This window comes from Comamonas sp. SY3 (genome assembly GCF_041730275.1).
Lineage (GTDB): Bacteria > Pseudomonadota > Gammaproteobacteria > Burkholderiales > Burkholderiaceae_C > Comamonas > Comamonas sediminis.
In genome coordinates this window covers 40,428-62,956 of record NZ_JBGTYN010000002.1, presented here as the reverse complement: position 1 = coordinate 62,956, position 22,529 = coordinate 40,428, and the positions used below count along the sequence as shown (strand labels likewise).

At 63.0% G+C, this 22,529-nt stretch carries 13 protein-coding genes; 6 read left to right on the top strand and 7 right to left on the bottom strand.

Annotation, left to right across the window (positions count from 1 at the left end; genetic code table 11):
* Positions 1-237 precede the first annotated feature (237 nt).
* The 6 genes from ACCQ08_RS03340 (at position 238) to ACCQ08_RS03315 (ending at position 4,419) form a co-directional block, all read left to right on the top strand.
* Complete coding sequence (locus ACCQ08_RS03340) at positions 238-783, top strand: septation protein A (protein ID WP_239811939.1); 546 nt, start codon at positions 238-240, stop codon at positions 781-783.
* An 85-nt stretch (positions 784-868) separates the two neighbouring features.
* Positions 869-1,153: a BolA family transcriptional regulator gene (locus tag ACCQ08_RS03335; protein ID WP_230777223.1), complete on the top strand. Its 285-nt coding sequence runs from the start codon at positions 869-871 to the stop codon at positions 1,151-1,153.
* A 47-nt stretch (positions 1,154-1,200) separates the two neighbouring features.
* A complete protein-coding gene (locus ACCQ08_RS03330; RefSeq protein WP_239811937.1) occupies positions 1,201-1,986 on the top strand; it encodes a peptidylprolyl isomerase in 786 nt (261 codons plus the stop codon).
* Positions 1,987-2,163: 177 nt separating this feature from the next.
* On the top strand, positions 2,164-2,607 hold the full coding sequence (gloA, locus tag ACCQ08_RS03325; protein ID WP_373448896.1) for a lactoylglutathione lyase: 444 nt from the start codon (positions 2,164-2,166) through the stop codon (positions 2,605-2,607).
* Between the two features lie 65 nt (positions 2,608-2,672).
* Positions 2,673-3,110, top strand: coding sequence for a LexA family protein (locus tag ACCQ08_RS03320; RefSeq protein ID WP_373448895.1), 438 nt, complete (start codon positions 2,673-2,675; stop codon positions 3,108-3,110).
* Between the two features lie 7 nt (positions 3,111-3,117).
* Entirely contained in the window at positions 3,118-4,419 is a 1,302-nt protein-coding gene (locus tag ACCQ08_RS03315; RefSeq protein ID WP_373448894.1) for a Y-family DNA polymerase, read from the top strand.
* Between the two features lie 64 nt (positions 4,420-4,483).
* Here the strand turns inward: ACCQ08_RS03315 and ACCQ08_RS03310 are convergent, their stop codons facing one another.
* The 7 genes from ACCQ08_RS03310 to ACCQ08_RS03280 all read right to left on the bottom strand — a co-directional run bounded on the left by ACCQ08_RS03310 (position 4,484) and on the right by ACCQ08_RS03280 (position 22,524).
* Positions 4,484-5,302: a Gp49 family protein gene (locus tag ACCQ08_RS03310; RefSeq protein ID WP_373448893.1), complete on the bottom strand. Its 819-nt coding sequence runs from the start codon at positions 5,300-5,302 to the stop codon at positions 4,484-4,486.
* 46 nt (positions 5,303-5,348) lie between these two features.
* Positions 5,349-5,627, bottom strand: a complete 279-nt coding sequence (locus ACCQ08_RS03305; RefSeq protein ID WP_373448892.1) for a hypothetical protein — start codon at positions 5,625-5,627, stop codon at positions 5,349-5,351.
* A gap of 3 nt (positions 5,628-5,630) precedes the next feature.
* Positions 5,631-6,116: a hypothetical protein gene (locus ACCQ08_RS03300; RefSeq protein ID WP_373448891.1), complete on the bottom strand. Its 486-nt coding sequence runs from the start codon at positions 6,114-6,116 to the stop codon at positions 5,631-5,633.
* Positions 6,113-6,736 carry a glycoside hydrolase family 108 protein gene (locus tag ACCQ08_RS03295; RefSeq protein ID WP_373448890.1) on the bottom strand — a complete coding sequence of 208 codons (624 nt, stop codon included), beginning with the start codon at positions 6,734-6,736 and terminating at the stop codon, positions 6,113-6,115. The genes ACCQ08_RS03300 and ACCQ08_RS03295 overlap by 4 nt, the downstream gene beginning before the upstream one ends.
* Entirely contained in the window at positions 6,733-7,056 is a 324-nt protein-coding gene (locus ACCQ08_RS03290; RefSeq protein WP_373448889.1) for a hypothetical protein, read from the bottom strand. The genes ACCQ08_RS03295 and ACCQ08_RS03290 overlap by 4 nt, the downstream gene beginning before the upstream one ends.
* Before the next feature lie 97 nt (positions 7,057-7,153).
* Complete coding sequence (locus tag ACCQ08_RS03285; protein WP_373448888.1) at positions 7,154-8,017, bottom strand: DUF2569 family protein; 864 nt, start codon at positions 8,015-8,017, stop codon at positions 7,154-7,156.
* Positions 8,018-8,202: 185 nt separating this feature from the next.
* On the bottom strand, positions 8,203-22,524 hold the full coding sequence (locus tag ACCQ08_RS03280; RefSeq protein WP_373448887.1) for a PLxRFG domain-containing protein: 14,322 nt from the start codon (positions 22,522-22,524) through the stop codon (positions 8,203-8,205).
* Positions 22,525-22,529 lie beyond the last annotated feature (5 nt).

The window sequence follows — 22,529 nt, the reverse complement described above, 5'->3', positions numbered from 1 at the left end:
GCCTGTGGCTTGCGCTTGCGCGGTGTGGAACTTTGGCAGCAGCACGCGCTCTGACAGCGCTGCAAAGCGTGGCGGGGGCTTCAGTCCAGCTTAAGCTGGCGGCAAAACCGCTCGCGTATCATTGGCGGCTTGCCCGCAGACGCGCTACTCAACAAAACACAAGCACCAAAGCCCTGCCTTCTTGTCCGCATCGTGCTCCGCTTTCAGCTACGCCGTGCACAGCCCGCATCGCCTGATATGAAATTTTTGATTGATTTTTTCCCCATCCTGCTGTTTTTCGCAGCGTTCAAGGTCTGGGGGGTGTTCGTGGCCACCGGGGTGGCCATTGCTGCGACCATTGCGCAAATTGCCTACCTGCATTTCAAGGTCGGCAAGGTGGAGCCGATGCAGTGGATCAGCCTGGGCGTGATCGTGGTGTTTGGCGGTGCCACGCTGCTCTTTCACGACGAAGCCTTCATCAAGTGGAAGCCCACCGTCTTGTACTGGGTGATGGCAGCCGTTTTGCTGGGCGGCCAGTGGTTCTTCAACCGCAACCTGATGCAAAAGCTGATGTCCTCGCAGGTGCAACTGCCCCAGCCTGTCTGGAACACGGTCAACTACAGCTGGGCCATTTTTTTCACCGTCATGGGCATCATCAACATCTGGGTGGCCTACCAGTTTGACCTGGACACCTGGGTCACCTTCAAGATGTTCGGTGGTCTGGGCCTGATGCTGGTCTTCGTGCTCGGCCAGGCCATGTACCTGAGCCGCCACATCCAGCACAACCCGGAAGACCAGCCCTGACAACCGCGGGCGCTGGCCGGCAGCGCATCGCGCTGAACGCTATGGCTGCCGCTGACACACCCGCGCCCATCTTTGCCTTTCCTCTATGCAAGCCCAGGACATTACCGCCACCGCCATTGAAGCGGTGCTGCGCGACAAACTCTCACCCACCCAGTTGGAGGTGATCGATGAAAGCGGTCTGCACGCCGGCCATGCCGGTGCCAATGGCAGCGGTTTTGGCACCCATTTTCGGTTGCGCATCGCTTCACCCTTATTTACTGGCACATCACGCATTGCCCAGCACCGGCTTGTGTATGATGCGCTCCAAGCATTCATTGACGCGGGTTTACATGCCCTTGCCATTGAAGTCCTGAATACACCAAAACAATGAAATCACTGGTGTATATTTCCTTCACAGATAAACAATTTGGATTTCGCATGAAAAAACAGCTCTTGTCCGGTCTGGTTGCAGCTGCCCTGCTTGGTTCAGCCGCGCTGCCCGCAGTGGCCCAGAACATTGGCGTTGTCAATGGCAAGCCCGTGCCTTCGTCTCTGCTGAAGACCTTCAAGGAACAAATGGAACGCAGCGGCCGCCCTGTGAGTGCCGAGCAAGAAGGCCAGATCAAGGAAGCCATCATCGAGCGCGAAATCTATGCCCAGGCTGCCAAGGCCCAAGGCCTGGATGCGACCGAGTCCTTCAAGGGCCAGGTCGAGCTGGCTCGCCAAGGCATCCTGACCCAGGAGTTGTTCGCCGCTTACGAAAAGGCGCACCCCATTTCTGACGCTGCCGCCAAGGCCGAGTACGACAAGTTTGTCGCCACCAACCAAGGCAAGGAATACCATGCCTTCCACATCCTGGTGGACAGCGAAGACAAGGCCAAGGCGCTGATCGCCCAAATCAAGAAGGGTGCCAAGTTCGAAGACCTGGCCAAGAAGGAATCCAAGGATCCTGGATCGGGCCAGCGCGGTGGCGATCTGGACTGGGGCAATGCAGCCAACTACGTGCCTGAGTTCTCCGAGGCCATGACCAAGCTGAAGAAGGGCCAGATGACGGACACCCCCGTCAAGACCCAGTTCGGCTACCACATCATCCGCGTGGACGATGTGCGTGAAGCACAGCTGCCCAAGTTCGAGGAAGTCAAACCCCAGATCGAGCAGCAACTGCGCCAGCAACAAATCCAGAAGTACCAGCAAGAGCTGCGGGAAAAGGCGAAGGTCGAGTAATTCTCGCCGCCTCGCTTCTGCTTCCAACCCCTGCCCCGTGCAGGGGTTGTGCTTTGTGGGCTGCGGCTCGGCTGGTTGCAGCGCTACACTCAGATGGTTCCGGACAGACCGACAAGGTCGGCCCTCTTCCCTGCGGCGGCCAAGCGCTGCCGCTGCCTTTACAAGAAAGAAAACCCCATGCGTCTTTTGCACACCATGCTGCGCGTTGGCAATCTCCAGCGCTCCATCGATTTCTACACCCAGGTGCTGGGCATGCGCCTGCTGCGCACCTCAGAAAACCCCGAATACAAGTATTCGCTGGCCTTTGTCGGCTATGACGGCGGCAACCCCGGCCAGGCCGAGATCGAGCTGACCTACAACTGGGGCACCGAGAGCTATGACCTGGGCACGGCCTATGGCCATATCGCGCTGGGCGTGCCTGATGCTTACGCCGCTTGCGAAAAGATCAAGGCCAATGGCGGCAATGTCACCCGCGAAGCCGGCCCTGTGAAAGGCGGCACCACGGTGATCGCTTTTGTGACCGATCCTGATGGCTACAAGATCGAATTGATCCAAGAAAATTCAAGGGCTTACAATACCGACCGCCAGTCAGACGCCACTGCTGACCCGCTGCGCTCCTAACCCCCCTAAAACGCCCGCCCTGCGGGCGTTTCACTTTCTGCGGCGGCATCGCATATACTGTATGTATGCACAGTATTTTGCACCCCAACACACCCATCCTGGTGTCTGCTGCCCCGCTATCCATTCTGCGGGCCGAAGGGTCTGTGCGCGCTGGCTTCCCGTCGCCTGCTGAAGACTTCGCGGTCACCCGGTTGGACATTGGCGCGCTGCTCGTCAAGCACCCGCAGGCCACCTACCTGCTGCGGGTGGCCGGACCGTCCATGCGCGAGTTCGGCATCGATGATGGCGACCTGGTCGCGGTCGACCGGGCGCTCCAGGCCCGCCACGGGTGCATCGTGGTGGCCGTGATCGAGGGGGAGTTCACGGTCAAGAAGCTGTTCAAGGCCGCCGGCATGGTCAAGCTGAAGGCCGGCAACCCCACCTATCCAGACATCACACCCAAGGAAGGCCAGAGCCTGGAGATCTGGGGCGTGGTCACCAGCTGCATCAAGATCTTCGCGTGAGGCAGCCATGTATGCACTCATCGACGGCAACAACTTCTATGTGAGTTGTGAGCGGGTATTCCGGCCGAGCTTGCAGGGCCTGCCAGTGGTGGTCCTGAGCAACAACGACGGATGCGCCATCGCCCGATCGGATGAGGCCAAAGCCTTGGGTGTCAAGATGGGCCAGCCCTTCTTCCAGCTGCAGCACCTGGTCGAGCTCAAGGGGTTGGTTTGCCTGTCGGCCAACTTCGAGCTGTACGGCGACATGAGCGACCGCATGATGACGCTGGCCGCCGGCCTGGGGCCCCGGCAGGAGATCTATTCCATCGACGAATCATTCATCGGCGACCTGGCCGGTGTGCGCGACCTGACCCGCCGGGCTTGGTCAGTGCGTGCTCGCATCCTGCAATGGGTTGGCATACCCTGCTGCGTCGGCCTGGCCCCTACCAAGACCCTGGCCAAGCTGTGCAACCATGTGGCCAAAGATTCAGAGCGCAAGCCCGGCAGCTACCCGGCTGAGCTGGCCCGCGTATGCAACTGGCAGGAGATGACGCCCGCCATGCGTGAGGATGTGCTCCGCCGGACCATGGCCGGCGATGTCTGGGGTATCGGCCGGCGGATCGCTGTACAGCTGGCAGAGCGCGGCATAGTCACCGCGCTTGATGTCTCCCGCATGCCGGGGCCCATGGTGCGCAGCAACTGGGGTGTCGTGCTCGAGCGCACCGTCCGCGAGCTGCAGGGCATCAGCTGCATACCGATGGAGCTGGCACCGCCGCCCAAGAAGCAGATTGCGTGCACGCGCAGCTTTGGCCATGGCATCAATGAGCTCGAGCCCCTGCTCGAAGCCGTCAGCGAGTTCGCCACGCGCGCGGCCGAGAAGCTGCGCAAGCAGGATCTGCGCGCCGGCGCCCTGCACGTCTTCGCCCATACCTCACCCTTCCGGCCGGGGCCCAGGTTCTACGGGCAGACCACCACCCAACTCGTTCCCCCCACCTCCGACACAAAAGCACTGGTGCGCGCCGCGCTGGGCGGCATGCGCTCTATCTACCAGCCTGGATTCCGCCTGGCCAAGGCCGGCGTGATGCTGATGGACCTTGCCGAAAGCCGCCATGAGCAGCACGACCTGCTCGCCGCCGCAGACGTTGGCCGGGATCAAAGCCGCCTCATGGAGGCCATGGATCGGGTGAACGGCCGCTTCGGCAAAGGCACGGTGCACGTTGCCAGCACGGGCCTTGCCTCGCAGGATGAAGCCGGATGGCGCATGCGTCAGGAGCGGCGCACGCCCCGCTACACCACCAACATCGACGAAATTCCCATTGCGAGGTGCTGAACCAGCGCCTGGTTTAGGTACGAAAAAGCCCGCCGTAGCGGGCTTTGCTGCTGGCGCTGGGCGATCAACTGGCGGCCAGCTTGTCGGCCAAGCGGAAGCCCAGCAGAAGCCACATTTTCTCGACGGCGTTGGCGCGGGCGATGTCGCGGCCGATCTGGGCATCAAAGTTCTCGGCGCTCACGCACGCAGACTCGCCCGTGACGGTGAAGCCGTTTTTCAGCTTGAGCACGCAGAAGGTCAGGCGGCCCAGGCTGGCAGTCACGTCGCCATGGTCACGCGGGTTGTGCGCATCAGGGTGATTCGCGCCCTGCGCTGCAGTGAAATAGTGCTCGTGGGTAATCTCAGCCTCGATGTCTTCCTTGGTCACGCGCGGCGCGGTCAAGCCCTTGGCTTGAATCTCGCGCTCCTGCGCATCGGCGCCAGCATCGACCACCGGCAGCTTGATGGTGTCCACATCCTTGCAGCCGGAGCTGCTCAAGATGCCATCGGCTAACGCTGCAGTTGATGGAGCCTCCAGGGCATCCAGCATCGTCTTGACGTGATTGCCCGCCATGGCTGGATCACAAAGCGGCAGATCCCCCATGCGCCCGACCAGAGCCAGCTCAAGTTCTTGCCGGTGCGTTCGCGGGCTCGGCCACGACACCGAAGCGACCCCCTTGGTCGTCTCGTTCGTCACGGTCGTGGCCTGCTCCTTGAGCTTGCGCAGAATCTCGTCGCCCATGCCGGCGATGGGGACCAGCAGCAGCCCCACACCCAGCACCACAAAGGCGCCCAGATCGATGGCTTTGGCAGCCGCGCCGAACAGGCGCCAGCCAAAGAAGAACATGAAGGCGATCAGCGCCAAGGCGGCAGCGATCTGCCAATGCTTTTTCAGAAAGGTCATCGTCTCTCCTAACAATCCGGCAGCCGGCCGGCGCGGGCCAGATGGCTTAAACAGGTGAGTGGCCGCTTTCAAAAGCGCCAGCGGGTGAGAAAGATTGGTGGCCGTCTGGGTGAACCACGAAATAGCCGCCCGGCTGGGGGCGGTTCTTCATGGCCCAGGGCTCATTGACCCAGAAGGGCGCATAGCGCCCATCGGCCGGCGTGATGAAGGCTTCGCCGCGCGGCACGCCCTCCAGGGGCTCGCGGCTGTAGGTGACGGCTTTGATCTTGAGCGCCCGCACTGTGCTGCGGGACTGGTAGAGGGGCATTGGGCGTTGTGCGGCCATGCCCTATTCCTTCACTGGGGTGAAGTTGGGCCAGGCGTCGTGGGCGGTGACGACATCACTTGCGTGGCCTGCAGCCTTTGCTGCCATATCGCCATACGCTGCGCGGCAGTCTTCAAATACGACTCCGAGGGCAGTGGCGTACTCAAGGACGGCGGCGGGGGGAGCAGCGGCAAGTCGGCGGGCGGCATCGGCGTTTTGGTCGCGCAGGCCGTCATTGACGCGGCGCAGGCCATCAAGCTCCAGGCGCTGCAGCGCCTCACGTTTGAGGGATGCATTCAGGGCTCCTTGGTATTTTTCGGCCGCGCTGGCGCTGGCCTTGGCTACGCGCTTGTCGGCCGCGCTGCGCTCGCTGGTGACCTGTTCGCGGAACTGACCCGCCTGCAGGCGCTCGTCGGCCAGGTCAGCACCCAAGCGGGCCTCCTGGAAGAACCAGACCAGCAGGCCTGCCAAGATGGCCACGGCGCCATGGGTGATGGTTGCGAGGCTCACCCCACCACCCCCGCCACCTTTTCGGCGCAACGGTCCAGCGGCACATTGCCCAACCGGTGATCCACCCATCCGACCATGAAGCTGGCATTGGAGGCACTCTTGGCAAGCGCGGAGTAGTGGGCGGCCTGGTAGCCATCGAGCAGCTTGATCGTCAGCTCGCAGGCCTTCACCCGGCCCCGGCGCTTTTCCAGCGCGGCATAGGCGGCCAGCGTGCGGGCACCAATGTCACCATCGGTGGCCACCATGGTGAAGTCCCGGCCACCACGGCTCAGGTCGTTGAGGGACTGCTGCAGCCAGCGCGCGGCGCGGCCTGGCCCGGCGTTCACCCCGATGTCGGTCAGCTTGGTGCCCACTGCAGGCGAAAGCGCCAGCACCTGGTCAAACTTTGGCCCCTTGATGTACGACTCGGCGTAGATGTCGATGGCCTTCTCCACCGGCATGCTCGACATCGGGCCGGTGTAGCCGTTGTCGCGCGCCACTGCCACGGTGATGCCGTGGTTTGTCTCGCCGCCTGCATCGTTGGCGTCATTGACGTAGCCGCCTTCAACGCCCAGCACGCCCACCACCACAGCAGCGACAAGCGCGCTCAGGCTGCCCCAGACTTTGCCCCGGCTTGTCATAGATGGCCCAGGTCGGTGTCAGGCTCGACGGGAACCTTGGCCATCGCCATCAGCCGCTCACGGTCAGCGCGGCGACGTTGGGCGCGCTCGTAGTCGCTGCGCCACTTCCAGACCAAATAACCGGCCTGCAGTGCTATGAACGCAAGCGAGGCCACCACAAGCCAATCGCTCAGTGGTAGCCCCCAAACCTTGAACACACCTGTTGCGGCAGCGCCAGGGCTTACCGACAAGGCAGCGCCAGCGATGTCTTGCTTTTGCTCGGCGCTCAGGTGCTGATGAATGCCCAAGAGCGCCAGCAGGGATGCGAGGTGTTTCTTCATGCCTCGCAGTTTTGCGGGGCATGCCTCTGCCGTCTAACCCTATACCGGGGAGCCCCTCCGCCTCCCTGTACTGCTGGCTTTAAACACTGTGCACAGGCTATTGACCCATCACAAACTCGTTGGCGGTTTTGTCCCAGATAGTGGCGTCGGTGGCTCCTGTACGCAGCAAACCAATATCTTTAAGGCACTCGCTACGACTTGCCTTGCCTGATGATCGGCAAATCGTCCTGCCTTCCACCGTCTCCTGCAGGACCCAATACCACTTACCATCAGCATCAGCGCGAAACATGGTGAATTTAAGCGTCACCGCTGCTCGGTGAGGTTGGGCCTCCTGGGCTAGAGCCGGGGATACTTGTGCAGATGTTGGCGGCTGTACAGGGCTTGCTTTTTCTGTCTCTTCTGGAGCTTGCTGAGACTCAACAATATTTTGCGTTGAAGATTCGGCTCTGCTACTACCACTATAAAGGTACGGAGCCCCCTTTGAATAGGTGTTCCTAACTCGCTTGGATTTTAGAAGATACAGTGTCCAAACGATTAGCCAGAACAAGCTACTAAACGTTCCTCGCACTACTTCGCCAGATACATCCGTGCCTGGAATGTATCTAGCCAGAACGAAAGCCGGTACAAAAATAGAAGCTAGCGCACCAATCCACATGCACCTAATCGCAATATTCACCGAGTACCACTCATCATGCTTTATCAACATCCAAGCAGCAGTGGCAATGACACCAGCCGACAGCAGAACCGAAAGGTAAAACACTGGCTTGAATCCATTCGGCCAAACAACACCACGCTGCTCAGCTTCGGCAATAGGAACCAAGTTTCCAGAAATTACATAAAGAGTTGAGAAAATCAACGAAAAAAGCAGTACAGCAAGCCATCCACCGCGTCCCTTGGGCTCCATCCCAACACCTCCATAATCTTTTGTTGCATTTATAAGCTTAGCAGATGCCAGGGTCATCCCCCGCAATTCCAGTGTGCTGAGAAGTAGAGGCTCTCACAGAAGAATCTCTACCACGAAGAAATCTCGTTTCACCGACAGCCAGATCATCGATGCGCTAAAGCGACCTAGCAACTACCCTGTGAACTTGGCCCTCATCTTGCTTTACCAGCGTCATGGCGTTTTTCGCAGTCGATTTTTAGGTGTCAGCGGTTCGTCTCCTGCGCCATTTCCCGCATCTGTTGGCGCAGCGCCTTGGGTGCGGTGTCGGCAATACGCTGCTGCTTGTCCTTGCCCATTTCGCGGACCTTCTTCATGATTTCAGGGATCTTCACAACTATGGGCATATCCGGGTTCTTGCGGTTCCAGCTGGCCAGGCGCTCGCGCACGCTCTCCAGCGCGGCGTCATCCTTGCGAAACAGTGCATCAGCCCACTGAGCCTTGATCTCGGAACTTTGCAGGGTATAGAAGCTGCGGCTTTTCTGCATCGCGCCATTGGCCTCCTGCACGTCTGCCACAGCGCGCGGCTGGAACCCGATGAACTTGGACAGTGCCTCACCCAGGTTCGTGTCGATGACCTTGTAGCCACGGCCGTCCTTGTACATGCCGCTGGTGGCCATATCGACACCCTTGACCGCATTACGCACAGCGCCGGGAGACGCCTCCAGAGCTGCGCTACCCACGGAACCGCCCAGAGCCATGCCAGCGGCATTGAAGATGCGTTTCGCAAAATCACCAGCTGGCCCAACAAGCTCCAGCAGATCTCGGCTCTTGTCAGTCTGTGGACCGACCAAGCCGGTACCGGGGATGAGGTTGCCCATACCCAGGCGGCCGGCCACGTCGATCGGCATGCCAGGCAGGCCCGAGATACCGCTGTTGATGAACTCGGCGCCAGCCTGGCCAATCACCTGCTGCAGGAACTGCTTGCGCGCTTGCTTGCTGTCCCAGTTGTAGCCCATCTTGTTCATGAGGCCGTTGACCAGATCCTCGACGTCCTCGACGAACGGCAGGCCACCGGCGCCGCCCATCAGCGCCAGCATGGCCACCATCAGCACCAGTGCCTTGCGGGACTCCGCGCGCTGCTGCGAGCCGGGCGTACCGGCGTTCCACATACGGCCCATCAGCTCCAGGTAGCTCACCGAGTAGGACTTGAAAGTCATCAGCGTTCCGCCGATGGCGCCTCGGCCCCAGCGCATTTTATTTGACTTACTATATTGAAATTGTGTTTCTTTTACGGCTTTTGCCGCAAAAGCGTCGGGGTCGGCCATCTTCTCGGCCACCGCGATCCGGTAGGCCGCAATGAAGGTAGAGCGGCGGTTGAGCTGCTCGGCCCAGGCGAACGGCTGCCCCCAGGCCACCACCGTGCGGCGCCAGGCGTTGCTGGCAGTTGCCCGAGCGTTACCCAGCGCGGTGCCGTCGCCAGCGCGCAGGCTGGCCTCGCCCCGGGCCTGCGCCATCAGCTGGTGGATTTCCTGGGGGCTCACCGTGCCCTCGTCCTCTGCCCGCTTCAAGGCCTTCGCCAGATCTGGCTCGTAGGTTTTGCCCACCGTGGCCATGTCCTTGAAAGCCCGGGTGAGCTGCGCACCCGCCTGCTTGACGCCGCCGTACTGGCTGAGCCACGGGAAGGTGATCTGCACCGGCTGCAGCATGTTGACCACGGCCGAGGCCACGGAGCCCCCCAGGTACTGTGCGAACAAGAAGCCGCGCACGGCCTGGCCTTCCTCCTGGGGATCCTGGATATAGGAGCGCAAACCGATGGCCACGTCCCGAAGCTGCCCTTCCTGCTTGGGGATCTCTTCGATGGCCTTCTCCATAATGCCCGCGTTCAATGCGCCAGCACCCTGGCGTGCATTGCTGTAGACGAAGGAGGCCAGCACGCGGCCCACGTCCTGGCTGTAACCTGCAATGCCCTTACGGTGGATTAGGCGCTTGAGGGCCGAATGGTTGTTTTTAGTGCGGCGGATGTATTCCTGGAATGCCGAGTCCTTGGCTTCGTTGCCTTTCGTGTCCAGGCCGAGCATGGTGCCGAAGGCCTCCAGGCTTTCAGGCGTCACGCCAGCAAGTAGCTTGTACTCATGTTTCGAGATGGTGCCCTGTTCTATGGATACGCCCGGCTCCTTGCCATACATTTCCTCCATGTTCACCTTCATAGCGGCAGCTTCCCGAGCAGATTCAAAAAGCCCAAAGTACAGGCTTTCACCATCCTTGCCACGTACCCATACCTTGTACTCACCAAAGCGGGACAACGGTGCATAGCCCTTGTCGACCAGGTCGCGCGCCTTGGTGGCTCCGGTCACCACCGAGTTGTGCAGCTCCATCAGCCGGGCGCTGTTGTCGGGGTTGGCATTGGCTTCATCCTGCAGGGTGCGCGTCACCAGGGTCAGCGCGTCATCCAGCGTGGGGGCCTCCATCACTGCCTCACGCATGTCGCGGTACTCCTCGCCGATCATGCGCATCATGTCGGCCCGCGCCGTCGTGTCGATGCTGGCGTCGATGGTGGAGCGCGCCTCCTTGAACAGGCTCAGCTGGCCGTCGGTCAGCTTGAACATGCTGCGCAGCTCGGCGTCCGTCCAGCGAATGCCGGGCTTGAGCACCTTGTTCTTGAAGGCGTCCGTCACCAGCTTCTCGTACTGCGCCAGCGGCAGGCCCTGCCAGGCGCGCGCCTGAGCAGCGCTCAGCTCCTTGGTAGCGATCAGGTAGTGCTCCTTGGTGCTGGTGTCCCAGGTGTCAGTCTCCTTTTCCAGCGCGTCCACGGTCACCGGCTTGCCATGGATGTCGCGGGTCCACATCAGCGTGCCCTCGAAAAGCGGTTTGGCGATCGCGGTGTTGTCCTCCCCGCTGATGGGCTTGCGGGCATCCTTGCCCCAGAATTTGAGGTCACCAACGGTTTCCAGGCGCGGGATCAGACGCGGGGCAAGGTTGGCCACGTCATTCGCCAGGCTTGAAACGTCGTCGGTGAACTGCTGGGCGGCATCGAACACCGGCTTGAACGCGGGATTGCGCTCGGCCAGGTTGTTCATGGTGCCCACAGTCTTGTGCCACCAGTGGACGGTGCCGGGCGCCTGGCTCATGGCGTCGTGCACGTAGGCCATGGCTCCGTCCTTGATTGCGGTAGCAGCTGCCCCCAAACCGTCATTTTTTTCTGTGGCAGTTGCCCGGTAGCGAACTGCAGGACCATTGGCCGGCCCATTGAATGGGGTGGTATTGCCCGGCGAGGCCATACTGATGGTGTCCAGAACGAAACGTTCAGTCTGGGTCAGATTCAGAGAGCGGATGTGCGCGGCCAGCCCATGGAAGCCAAGCGAGTCTGCAATGCGGGACAGCGCCACGGACAAGCGGCGAACCAGCACTGTGCGCCTTGTGCCCACCATTCGATTGCGCGTCAGGTCTTCCGAGATTTCCGCCAATGATTCCTCTACCGAAACTGCATAATGCAGCTGCGTGACCCAGTTGTCGGTTTTACCAGGATTTGCATCACGGATCGCTTCCATTTGAGCCCGGCCCACTTCTGTTTCACGCCAAGCCCTGGCCCCTTGCTCCACGCGGGGGTCAGATTTAGCCATTTGAACCATCGTGTTGTAGTGCACGTTCCCGTCACCGAGGCGGAGCGCACCAGAATGGAATAGCTCATGAAAAACGGTCTGGATAAGGTCGAGCTTGGAGGAATGACCGCCGGCAAAGATATAGACTTCGCCGGTGCTAAGCGTGGCACCCTTTGGAATGGCCTGGATGCTCGGGTCCCAGTTGCTCGCGATCTCGGGCACCTGGGAGGGGTCGAGAACGACTTGCACACCCTGGAGGAAAGGGGAGCGTTTGCGCAATCCTTGAATAATCCCCTCCGCTTGCGCAACCGTAAAGCCTTTGTCTACGCGCTGATCGCTCTGACCAGCATTCTCGGTGCGATAGCGTATGTCAGTATTCTTGGCTCCGACTGATTCTCTGGTTGACGAAGGTCCCTGTTGATCGCCAGCAATCTTGTCTAAGGACGCCATACGTCGGCGCAGCGCCACGTTCTCGCGCATCACCTCAACTCCCAGGGTCAGTGCCTGCGACAGCGCGTTGGTGGAGTCCACCGGTAGGCCCAAGATAGTGTGCAGGATACGCACCAGCGAATCCCATGCGCTCTTGAGCACGTTGCCCGATGGAGCGCTCATTTGCTTGAGCTGGCGTTGGAACTCGGGGTTGGTGAACGCTTCGGCAACGAACTCGCCCACGTTCTTCATGCCGTAGGTGCCATTGGCGCCGCCCTGCTTCTTGACGTGCTCATAGAGCTTGCGCATCTGCAGGGATGCCACGCCTTTGCGATCGAGCGCTTTCAGCGTAGCCGCATGGATCATCTCGTGCAGCAGGATCTGCTCGGCCTGGGCCTGTGCGCCAGCAGTCAACCCAATGGTGTCATTGCTGCGGCGGTACCGGGCCAAGAAGGTGAAATTGCCATCACCGCCCAGGGCTCCAGCCTCCAGCACCACGTTGGGCGACACCTTGGCCTTGGTCAGCAGGCGCGCGACCTGCTTGTTGAACCGGCTTTTTGACGTGCCGGCGATCAGCTGCAGCAGATCCTGTGCCGGTTTACCCTCGCGCACCATGTCCATCAGTGCCCTGTCTGTCGCCGTGCCTGCGCCATTGCGAAGTGCTGCACCCGCATGCGCATCATCTTGCCCGTCGAGGCCTTCTGCCTGAGCTTCAGTGGTGGGCTGTGCCGTGGCCTTGCCTTCCAGCAGCGACACCAGCTCGGCCAGGCGCTTGCGCTTGTCGCCCAGCTCCTGAGCCTTGGGGAAGCCCTCACCCTTGCGCGCTTCGAGCCCCGGGAGGTCGCGCTTGGCGCGCTCGAGGCCCTGGGCCAGGTATTCAGCCTCGTTGCTGCGGGCGTTGCGGTGGATGTCGTTGGCCAGCGACTGCAGCAGTCCGCGCAGGTTGGTCCCCGACAGCTCGCCGGCCTGCACGTTGCCCGAGTGGCTGGCGACAGTACGGTCGCCATCCATCAGGGTCAGGCTCGGCTCGTGAACCGTGGTGCCGTCCTTGAGCTGCATGGGCAGGAAGTCGGCCACCAGGTCATAGCCCAGCATCTGCCCCACCGGCAGATTGGACAGCTCGGTCTGACCTTTCATGGCCTTGTTCATGCGCTCGGCCACCTCGCGGGCGGCGGCAGTGCGCTGGGTGAAGGTCTTGCCCCCCACGGTCGCGGCGAATGAGTCCACGTCGCCCAGGGCGCCCGTGATCTGGTCGGACACCGCTTCCTTGGTGGTCACGCGCTTGCCGTCGATGGTCAGCGCGTAGCGCGCCTTGTCGTTTCCGCCTTGCTGCGCCTTGATGGATTCCTCGGCAGCCGCAAAGGCATCGCGGACAGTGCTGTAGGCCTGGCCCTCGACCGTCACGCTGCGGCTGGCCGCTTCGGCTTCCAGCGCGCCCAGAGCCTGCTCGGCCTGCTCGCGGCGCTGGTTGGCCGCCTCGATGCGCTCGGGGTTGCGCGCAATGGCGTTGCGGGCGGCCTGCAGCTCGTCCTCAACGCTCCACATCTTGCGGCGGTGCGCGCGCTCCTGCAGCTCCAGCGTCTGGATCTCGGACTCCACCTTGACGCGCTCCAGCAGCATGGGGTTGCCCGATGCCAGCGCGGCCATTTCGGCCATGCCCACGGCTTCCTCGTCGTCAAACTCCATCGAGAAAGCGCCGTCGTACTTGCGGATACCGTTGATGGTGCGCAGCTTGGTGGCGTTCAAGTCCCACATCTTGGCGTCTACCGTGCGCTCGGTGGCATAGGCCAGCAGCTCCACCTCGAAGTCCTCGCCGTACTTCTCCAGCAGCTTGTTGCCCTGGCGGATGGCCCGGCCCTCGCGCTGCTCGATGTCGCTGGGCTTCCAGGTCACATCCACATGGTGAAGCGCCACGATGCGCTGCTGCACGTTGGTGCCGGCGCCCATGCGCGGGGTGGAGCCCAGCAGCACGCGCACCTTGCCGCCGTTGACCGCATCGAACAGAGCCGCCTTCTGCTCATCGTTGTTCGCCTCCTGCACAAAGCGGATTTCCTCGGCAGGGATACCTGCGGCGATCAGGTTGTTCTTGATCTGCTGGTAGGCGCTCCAAGGCGAAGACTGCGCCAGCCGCAGCTCTGCTATCTCGTTGGCGTCGTAGCGGTCCAGCGCCTCCTGCGCTTCATCGAAGGCCTCTTGGTCGTCCACGCGCAGAGCCTCGGAGCGCTTGGCCACCAGGTCGTCGTACTCCTTGAGGATCTTGTCGTCGCCCTTGGCCTTGGGCACCGAGCGATCCAGAAACACCAGCTGCGTGCCCAGGTCGGGCGTCCACTTGTCATAGATGCGTTTGATGTTCTCGGCCACCACCTGCAGCTTGCCGCCTTCTTCCTGGCTGGCGCTGCGCGGGTCCACGGCCCGAATGTCCAGGGACAGCTTGCGGGCACGGTCCATCAGGCGCAGGCGCTCAGCGTTGCGCTCGTAGGGGTCTTGGATGTCGTCCAGCCCGTCGAAGCTGGCCATCACGGCTTTCAGCTCCGCATCTTGGGCGGGCGTCGGCTTGATCGGTACAAGCTGGCGGTCCTTGCCCCCGGCGATCTTGGGCACCGGGAAGGCCGCACCGTTGTTGTCCTCGGCGTAGAAGCGCTTGATGTCCTCCAGGCTCACGGCGTCCGTGGTCTGGTAATAGAGGTCCATCAGCGAACGCATGTTCGACCAGGTGCGGCCCAGTCGCGTCACCTGCTTGAGGCGGCCCGATTCCGTGGGCTCAAACGCTGGGGTGGCCTCCACGAACTGGGCGCGGAAGGCGTCGAAGTGGGTCAGGCCCATTTCCTGCAGCGAGTCGGCAGCCAGGTAACGCAGCATGGTGAACATCTCGACCGCGCTGTTGCTGATGGGAGTGCCCGTCAGGAATGTGACGCTGCCGGTGGGATGGTCGCGCAGCACGCGCACCTTGTTGTACAGGTCGTTGGCCTTGCGCGATCCGGTCTTGTCTCCCATGCCCCGCACGCCGGTCAGGTTGGACGAGTAGTAGAGGTTTTTGAACTCGTGGGCCTCGTCCACGCTCATGTCATCCACGCCCAGCTGCTCGAAAGTCAGCAGGCGGTCGCGCACGCCTTCGGCCAGCCGATCCATGCGCCCCTGGATTTTCTCGGCCAAGCGCTCGGCCTCCTTGACGTTGAACGGCTTGCGGCGGCCGTTGTCCTGCCCGTCCTCGCGCGCTTGTGCCCAGGCGTCCTCAATGGCTGCTTGGGCCTGGGCCATTTCCTGCTCCAGGTAGCGGCTTTCGGTTTCGGGCGCAATGCCGATGAAACCGAACGACGAATGCGGCACGATCACAATGTCCCAATCGCCCGTGGCGATCTTGCCGAACAGGCGACGGCGGCGCTTGGCCTCGAAGTCCTTCTTGCCGGCGGCGAGCACCTTGGCGCCCGGGTACAGGCGGTACACGTCCGCCTCCCACTGCTCCACCAGGTGGTTGGGCACCACGATCATAGGCTTGCGCGACAGGCCCATGCGGCGGCGCTCCATGGCGCGAGCAATGGCGGTGAAGGTCTTGCCCGCGCCCACCGCGTGGTCGACCAGCATGAAGCGCTCGTAGATGCCCCGCCAAATGGCGTTCATCTGGTGGCGACGCATCTTGATAAGGGCATCCGGCACCTTGCCTGGCAACTGCAGGTGCTGGCCGTTGAACTGGCGCACCACCCGGGTGTTGAATTTCTCGTTGAAGATTTCCACCAGGCGCTGGCGCCGCTCGCCGTCCTTGAATACCCAGTCGCCGAACTCCGCTTCGATCTCGCGGGCCTTGAGCCCGGCCAGCGCGGTCTTTTCCTTGTCGATGAAGGTGTTGCCGTCCGCATCGCGGGCCATCACGGTGACAGCCTTGCTGTTGAGGATGCGCGAGACGATGTAATCGACTGGCGCGCCCTCGGTGCTCCAGTTGGCCAGCGCTGCACGGTCGGCACTGTCTACCGTCACGTTGAAGCTGTTGGTGAGCGCAGAGAACGACACCCGAGCCTTGCCCCCGGCCAGGTGCTGCACAAACTCGCCATAGACATCAGCCGGCACCCAGGTGGCGCCCATGGTGGCGGCCACGTTCTCAGCAGTCCAGTCGGTGGGAATGACTTTCTCCAGCGCCTGCACGTTCTGCGCCAGCCCAGCCGCGCGGGCAGCGTTCAGCTTGCGCTTGACCATGCCCGACAGGTAGGCGTCGGCTGTCTCCCAGACCTGCGTCTCAGGGTCTTGGAACACCAGGGGCTCGTTGCCTTGCTGCAGCTGCTGCGCGGCTTCGGCCTCGTTCACCCCCAGCAAAGAGGCGATGCGCTCCATGTCCACCCGGCCGCGCTCGGCCAGCGTGATGGCCAGCGCGTCCGATGCCGTGGCGGCCTTGGTCGCGGGCTCGTACTTGGGCACCACGCGCTCGCGCAGGATCGGCGCAGACTGGGCCTGCTCTTTCTGCGCGGGCAGGCCCGAGCGCGCGGCCTGGTCGGCAGAGCGCGCGGGCTGGTAGCCCACTTCCAGGGCAGCCACCAGGCCGCCATCGGGCATGGTCATGGCCATCTTGAGGTTGGTGACGCGGTTGACCGGGCCATTCGCCTTCACGAAGGCATCGTAGGCCTTGGCCAGCGCCTTGCGGTTGCCTTCCATCACGGCCTGCGCCGCGTCGGCGGTTTCCAGCACCAGCTGGCGCTTGAGCAAATCGCGCAGCCCCACCAGACCCTGCAGGCGCTGCAAGCCCAGCTTGCCCAGGCGCATCGACTCGGGCACATCGGCCGGCGTGTCGAACACCTTGCGCTCGTACAGGTTGCGGCGGGTCGGCGTGCCGTCGGCGGCCAGCACCTTGAGCTTCTTGCCGTCCGCGTCGATCGCCTGCTCGAGCACGTACCACTTCCCGTTGGCGTCCTGGCTGAGCGCTTCGCTCCAAGGGCTGTTTTCGTTGATCGCCTGATAGGCAAACTCGAAGTCCCCCTCTGGCGTCTCGCGCTCGATGACGCGCTGCAGGCCTTCGGGCGTGCTCTTGACGTGGCCGGCTTCCTCGTTAGACACGGCGATGCGCAGGGCATCGCTCATGCTCTTGTGGCGCGCGGCCGTGGCTTCCATCACCTGCTCGTCAACGCTGTGGACGTTCTCAGGCAGGCGGTTGGTGGCCTCGCGCAGCAGTGCGCCCAGGTCGGTCTGCTTGTCCAGGCGCACCGTGATATCGGCGCCGTGCTGCATCGAGCCCGACCGCTCCATGACACCCAGCACGTTGCGGGCGTTGTCGCGGAAATAGGCATTCACCGTCATGGCCTCGCCGCCCAGTGGGTCGGGCACCTGCACAGTATCCACCCAGGCCGGTACCAGCGCGGCGGCGGCCTCGTCTGCGTCCTTCTTTTTGGCGGCCACCTTGCGGTATTCGGCCACGGCGACCTGCATGGCGGCCTGCTCGCCGGCATCCAGCTTCTGGAAGATCAGGATGTCCGTGACCACGTCGGTGCGGGCGTTCTCCTTGAATGCCGTGTCGGGCAGGCGGAATGCGCCCACCAGTTTGGCCTGCTGGGCCAGCGCCAGCCGGGTGCTCTTGTCCTGCGCATCCATGAGAAAGCGCGACACCACCATGGCCTGCAGGCCACCAGGGCGCAGCGCATCCATGCCGGCGCGGAAGAACTGGTTGTGGATGGACACGCCCTGCAGCTCGGGCTTGTATTGGAAGCGCAGCGACTCGCTGCCGAACGGCGGGTTGCCGATGTTCAGCATGAAAGCGTTGTCTGCCACCGGCACCTTCTGGAAACCGGAGTGCAACACAGTCGCCTGCGGGTAGAGCGCCTGGCCGATGCGCGCGGTCAGGCTGTCGTACTCGATGCCCACGAACTGGTTGGCCATGTCCTTGGGCGCCAGGCCCAGGAAGTTGCCGGTACCCATGGACGACTCCAGCACCAGGCCGCCCCGGTAGCCCAGGCGGCGCACCATTTCCCACATGGCCGACACCACGGTCTGCGAGGTGTAGTGCGCGTTGCGGGTGGAGCGGCGCGCAGCGGTGTATTCCTCCTTGGTCAGCAGTTCGCGCAGCTGCTCGCCACGCTCTTTCCACTTGTCCTTGAAGTTGCCGCTGATGGGCTCGGGGAATGCGTTGGCCAGGCCGCCCCAGCCCACGTAACGCGCCAGCAGTGCCTGCTCGTCGGGCGTCGCGCGGCGGTTCTCGGCCTCGATGCGCTTGAGCGCGGTGATGGCCGCCAGGTTGTCGTTGAACTTTTGGACCTCGCCGCCCTTGCCCAGCCCCACGTCGGCGGTGATCTGGAAGTCAGTAGCGGGGATGTTGGGGGCGCTTGCCTCGCCCCCAGGAACGGCTACGCGCCCATCGACTTCCGGTACGCGCGCTCCTGCGCTGCCATTTCCTTGCGCTCCCACGGCTCCAGGTTCGCGGCGGGCTCGGGTTTGAGCAGGACGAACTGCGCCAGTGCCACTTCCTCCGCTTCGTGCTGCTGGAAGCCTTGTTGCATCAGATCCAGCACTTCCTGCTGCGTTGCCTTCCCGGCTGTCTGCAGCGCTTGCTCCAGCTCCCCGGCCGCTTTCAGGGCGGCCACCTTCTGCGGCAGCCACTTGGCCCAATGCTTGCGGGCCATCGCCTCGTATCTCTGAGCGCTCATTGAGCTGTCCCTCCTGTTGGTCAGCGCCTGCTGGCGCTTCTTCAATGGTATCGGTTTCCGCCTCTACCGGGGAGGCTGTATGGGCTTCGATGTCTGCCTTGTCCTCAACATCAATCACGGCGCGCTTGGTATCGACACCCTTCTTGCCGCCAGCCATGGCGATGTAGGCGCCCTGCAGGTGATCCAGGCTCAGCGCGTCGGCGGCCTCGGCGCCCAGGTGCTCGCGGATCTGGTCCAGCGAGAACTTGGCCGCGTCCTTGAACTTGTGATAGCCCAGGCGGAAAGCCGCGTCCAGCACGCGCGTGAGCACCGGCAGCAGCTTTTGCTCCTGCTCGGGCATCATGTTCATGCGCGTGTTTTTGCCCAGGATGTCGCCCAGGTCGGCCAGCGCGTTCATCAGGTCGGCTTTGGCGCGGGTCTGGTCGGCGCTGGGCTTCTTGGCAGTTGCTGGCGCGGAACCCTTCTTGGCCTCGATCTTGCCGGCTGGCTGCCCTTTCTCCTGCTTGCCCTCCATAGCGGCCATGTCTGCGTCAGAGAAGTTCTTCCCATAGACGTGCGCGTCTGACGTGACTGCGTTCAACTGGCTCCGGGTGAGCCCAAGAGCTGCGATTTGCTTCACCGCTCCACTGGTGAACAATCCCCTATTCATCACTATGTCCAGGGCGCTCGCCATTTCGGGGCTTGCTGCGCGGATCGCGGCGTACCCATCACCTGTCGTGAAGTTGGACGTGCGCATATAAAGAGAATGCACCTGGCCCAAAGTGACGCCATCGCGGAGCGCTTGCGCGGCTTTTGCTACGAGGACTGACTTGTCAGCCTCGCCGTTGAGGTAGTCAACGGCAGCCTTCTGCAATTCGTACTGCGGCGCACTGATGCCAGCATCACGTTCGTGGTAGCTGTAGCGCTTTTTGGCCTCAGATTCTGGCGCGGATGCAGGCTTGGCGGCCTCGCTCTCGGCGGCCGTCATGAATTCGGGTTTCAACTCACCGCGCGCCATGCGCATGCCCTCGCGGGTCGGGCGCATGGAAACGGTTTCCTGAATACGGACCCCGCCCTCGGCATACCAGCGCACGCCATTCTTGTCCTGGCGCACCATGACGCCATCGGCGCGACGGCCGACGATGGTGTTGCCGTCCTTGTCCGCGCCTTCCTGGGCGGGCTCGGTCTTCTGCACAGCCTGCGCCTGGTCGGCGGCCTTGGACACGGTGTACGTGACCTTGTTGGCGTGGGCCAGATCCAGCTTGAAGGATGTCTTGCCGCCGCGCACCGGGTCAGCAATGTAGACCTCACCCTTGGGCGTGATGCTCTCAATGCGGTAGGGCTTGTTGCCGCTCGCGTAGTCGAAGTCCTTGGAAAGTGTGATGGTGTCGCCTGCCTTGGCGCCGCTCAGGTACTGGGCAGAGACGCGCTCCACCGCCGCTTTCTGCTCGGCGGCCTTGGACTTCTTGGGCTCGGTCGCCCGCTGCTGTGGTGCGGGCGCCGCTACCGGCGCGGCTGCGGCGGGCAACGTATCAGCAGTGCTTATAGATTGAGGCGCGATGGCGTCCGCGATCTTGCGCTGCAGATCGCCGTTCAGGTTCGCCCATTGCGAGCTGGGCAGGTTCTTGGCGATGACCGGCTTTACGCCGTCCAGGCGGGCTGCAACGGCCTGGCGCTCGGCAACTGGCATGCGGGTCCAGCTGGCGCCAGCATCATCGAGGCGCTGTGCGCGTTGGGCGCGGTCAGCTTCTTGCGTTTGAGCTTGCGCGCTTGCCGTTGGCGCTGTTTGCGCTCCAGGGTTCGCAGTCGTGGTGGTGCCATTGGTCAGTCCTGCGGCAGTAGTTGCAGGTGCAGCGCCAGCGCGTGCAGTGCCTTGACCTTGCGCTGCAACGCTTGTTGCGCCCGGTGCTGCTCCTGTTTTCGCCGGTTGCGCGCCAGCCGGCTGGGTTTGAGCGGTTTCAACGCCATTCGTTTGTGCTCCATTGGTTGCAGAGCCCGGCGCCTCCTTGGCGCGGGCCTGAATCTCTTTCTGAATCTTTTTCTGCCGCGCATGGTCGGCGGGCAGCAGGCTGGCCAGCTGGTGCAGCTCGTCGGTGCTCATGTCGGGCAGCACCTTGCGATTGAGCTGGGCCAGGGTCGCCACGTTCGCGCCTTGGGCCTGCGCGCCTGGTGCCGCTGGCGCTTCGCTGCTGGCGCCCTGAATCTCGATGCTGTCCGGCACAGCGCCAGCGTCCTCTTGCACGCTGGCGAAAGCGCCGTCGCCACCCTCGGGCATCTCCGAGGCCGATAGATCAGCCTGCAGCTCTGCCTGCAATTGAGCTTCTTGGCGGCGGGTGCGGCGGCTGCTCAACTCCATCGCCAGCTGGCGGCGCACTTCCGGCGCTTGGGCAGTGCGATACAGATCCGACAGATCCGCGTCGCTCCACTGAGCAAAGTCCATTCCGCCGATTTCCCCGGTTTCGGGGTTCACCTCAGGCGCTTCCTGCTCCTTCTTGTCGGCGGGCTTAGCCTTCTCGACCTGCTCGGCCGCCTGCGCCAGCATGGATGCCTGCTGCAGCTGCGCGGTGACGCCGCTATCCACGGCCAGCGCTGCGGCGTTCTCCATCGTCCCAGCGGCAGGCCCAGGACGGAGGCCCATGGCTTCAGATGGGCGCGGGGCGGCAGCGCCTGTTGATTCGAGAATCTCGTCGTCCGGGCTTGACACTGCGCGGCTGGCTGCGATCTGCGCATCGCGCTCGGCCTGGGCCTGGGCCTGCTGGCGCGCCAACGCGACGGCGGCATCGGGCGGTGCAGTCTGTGGAACAGCAACCTCCCCCTGCTCCTGCTCTTGCAGTGCCTGCAGGCGCAGGGCGAACTCGTCGCTTACGCGCTTGAGCCCCGGATTGGGGGCGGCGGGCGGCGCGTCCGTATCGGCTGGCGCTTCTTCACCGGGCGCGTCGCCTGGCTGGGGCTTCTGGCCAAAGGAATCGCGCACACCCTTGAAGCCTGCGGCGCCCGCGCCCATGGCGCCACCGGACAGTACGCCCATGACGGCGGCAGAGTCCAGTTCTTCATACCAGGGCTTGTCGAGCGCGATGTTCTGGAAAATCTGCTCGGCCATCGACTGGGGCAGTTCTTCCAAGAAGCCCTCGGAGATTGCGCCCTCAATGACCTGGCGCGGGATGCCCTTGACGGCGGCCTCGGCCACCAGCGGATTGGCCGCGGCGGAGGCTGCCTTATCGGCTGCCTCCTTGTTCATGCCCTTGATGCCCTGCGCCAGCATGGTGTCAGCCTCGCCGATGCCGAGACGGTTGGCCACACGGCCACCCAGCGCGCCGAATGCAGTAGTGGTCACGCCAGTAGCGCCAGCCAGTGCTGCCTGCTCGGGCGTCAGCAGCCCGTCCTTGGTTTCCTGGCGAATCTGCTCAGCAGCAGAGCCCGCACCCACCACGCCCTCACCGATGGCGCCAGCCACCCACGGCGCCACCTTGGGCGCAACTGCCAGCAGGCCGCGTGCAGCCACACCGCCCAGACCCATTGGGCCAAGGGATGTTCCGATGCTCTTGGCAATAACGCTGGGGTTCTGAATAGCTGCCACCGTCTTGTCGACAAGGCCATCAGCCTCCTGAAACTTTCGCTCTGCCTCCTTGGTGGCATCGGAGTACCAATCGCTTGTTACCTCGCGCGCGGCTTTAGGCCGGAACCCTACCGCACCATCTTCGTTCTCCAGGAATTTCCCGACGCGCCCACCAGTTGGAATGTCGGCCAATCCGACAAGGGACTCGGGCACTCCGATGGCCAAATCGACAGCACCAGCGCCTAAGTCACGCGCCCAGCCCTTCAAACCGCGCGCCGGTGGGTCTGGTCGAAACTCCTTATCACCCGCACCCCAGTCACTGGTGGCTGCAGCGGGTGCGGGCTTATCGTTCTGGCCCCACGTTTCGGTGGGCTCGGGTGTCTTGGTCGGGTCTTGTGCCATTCCCC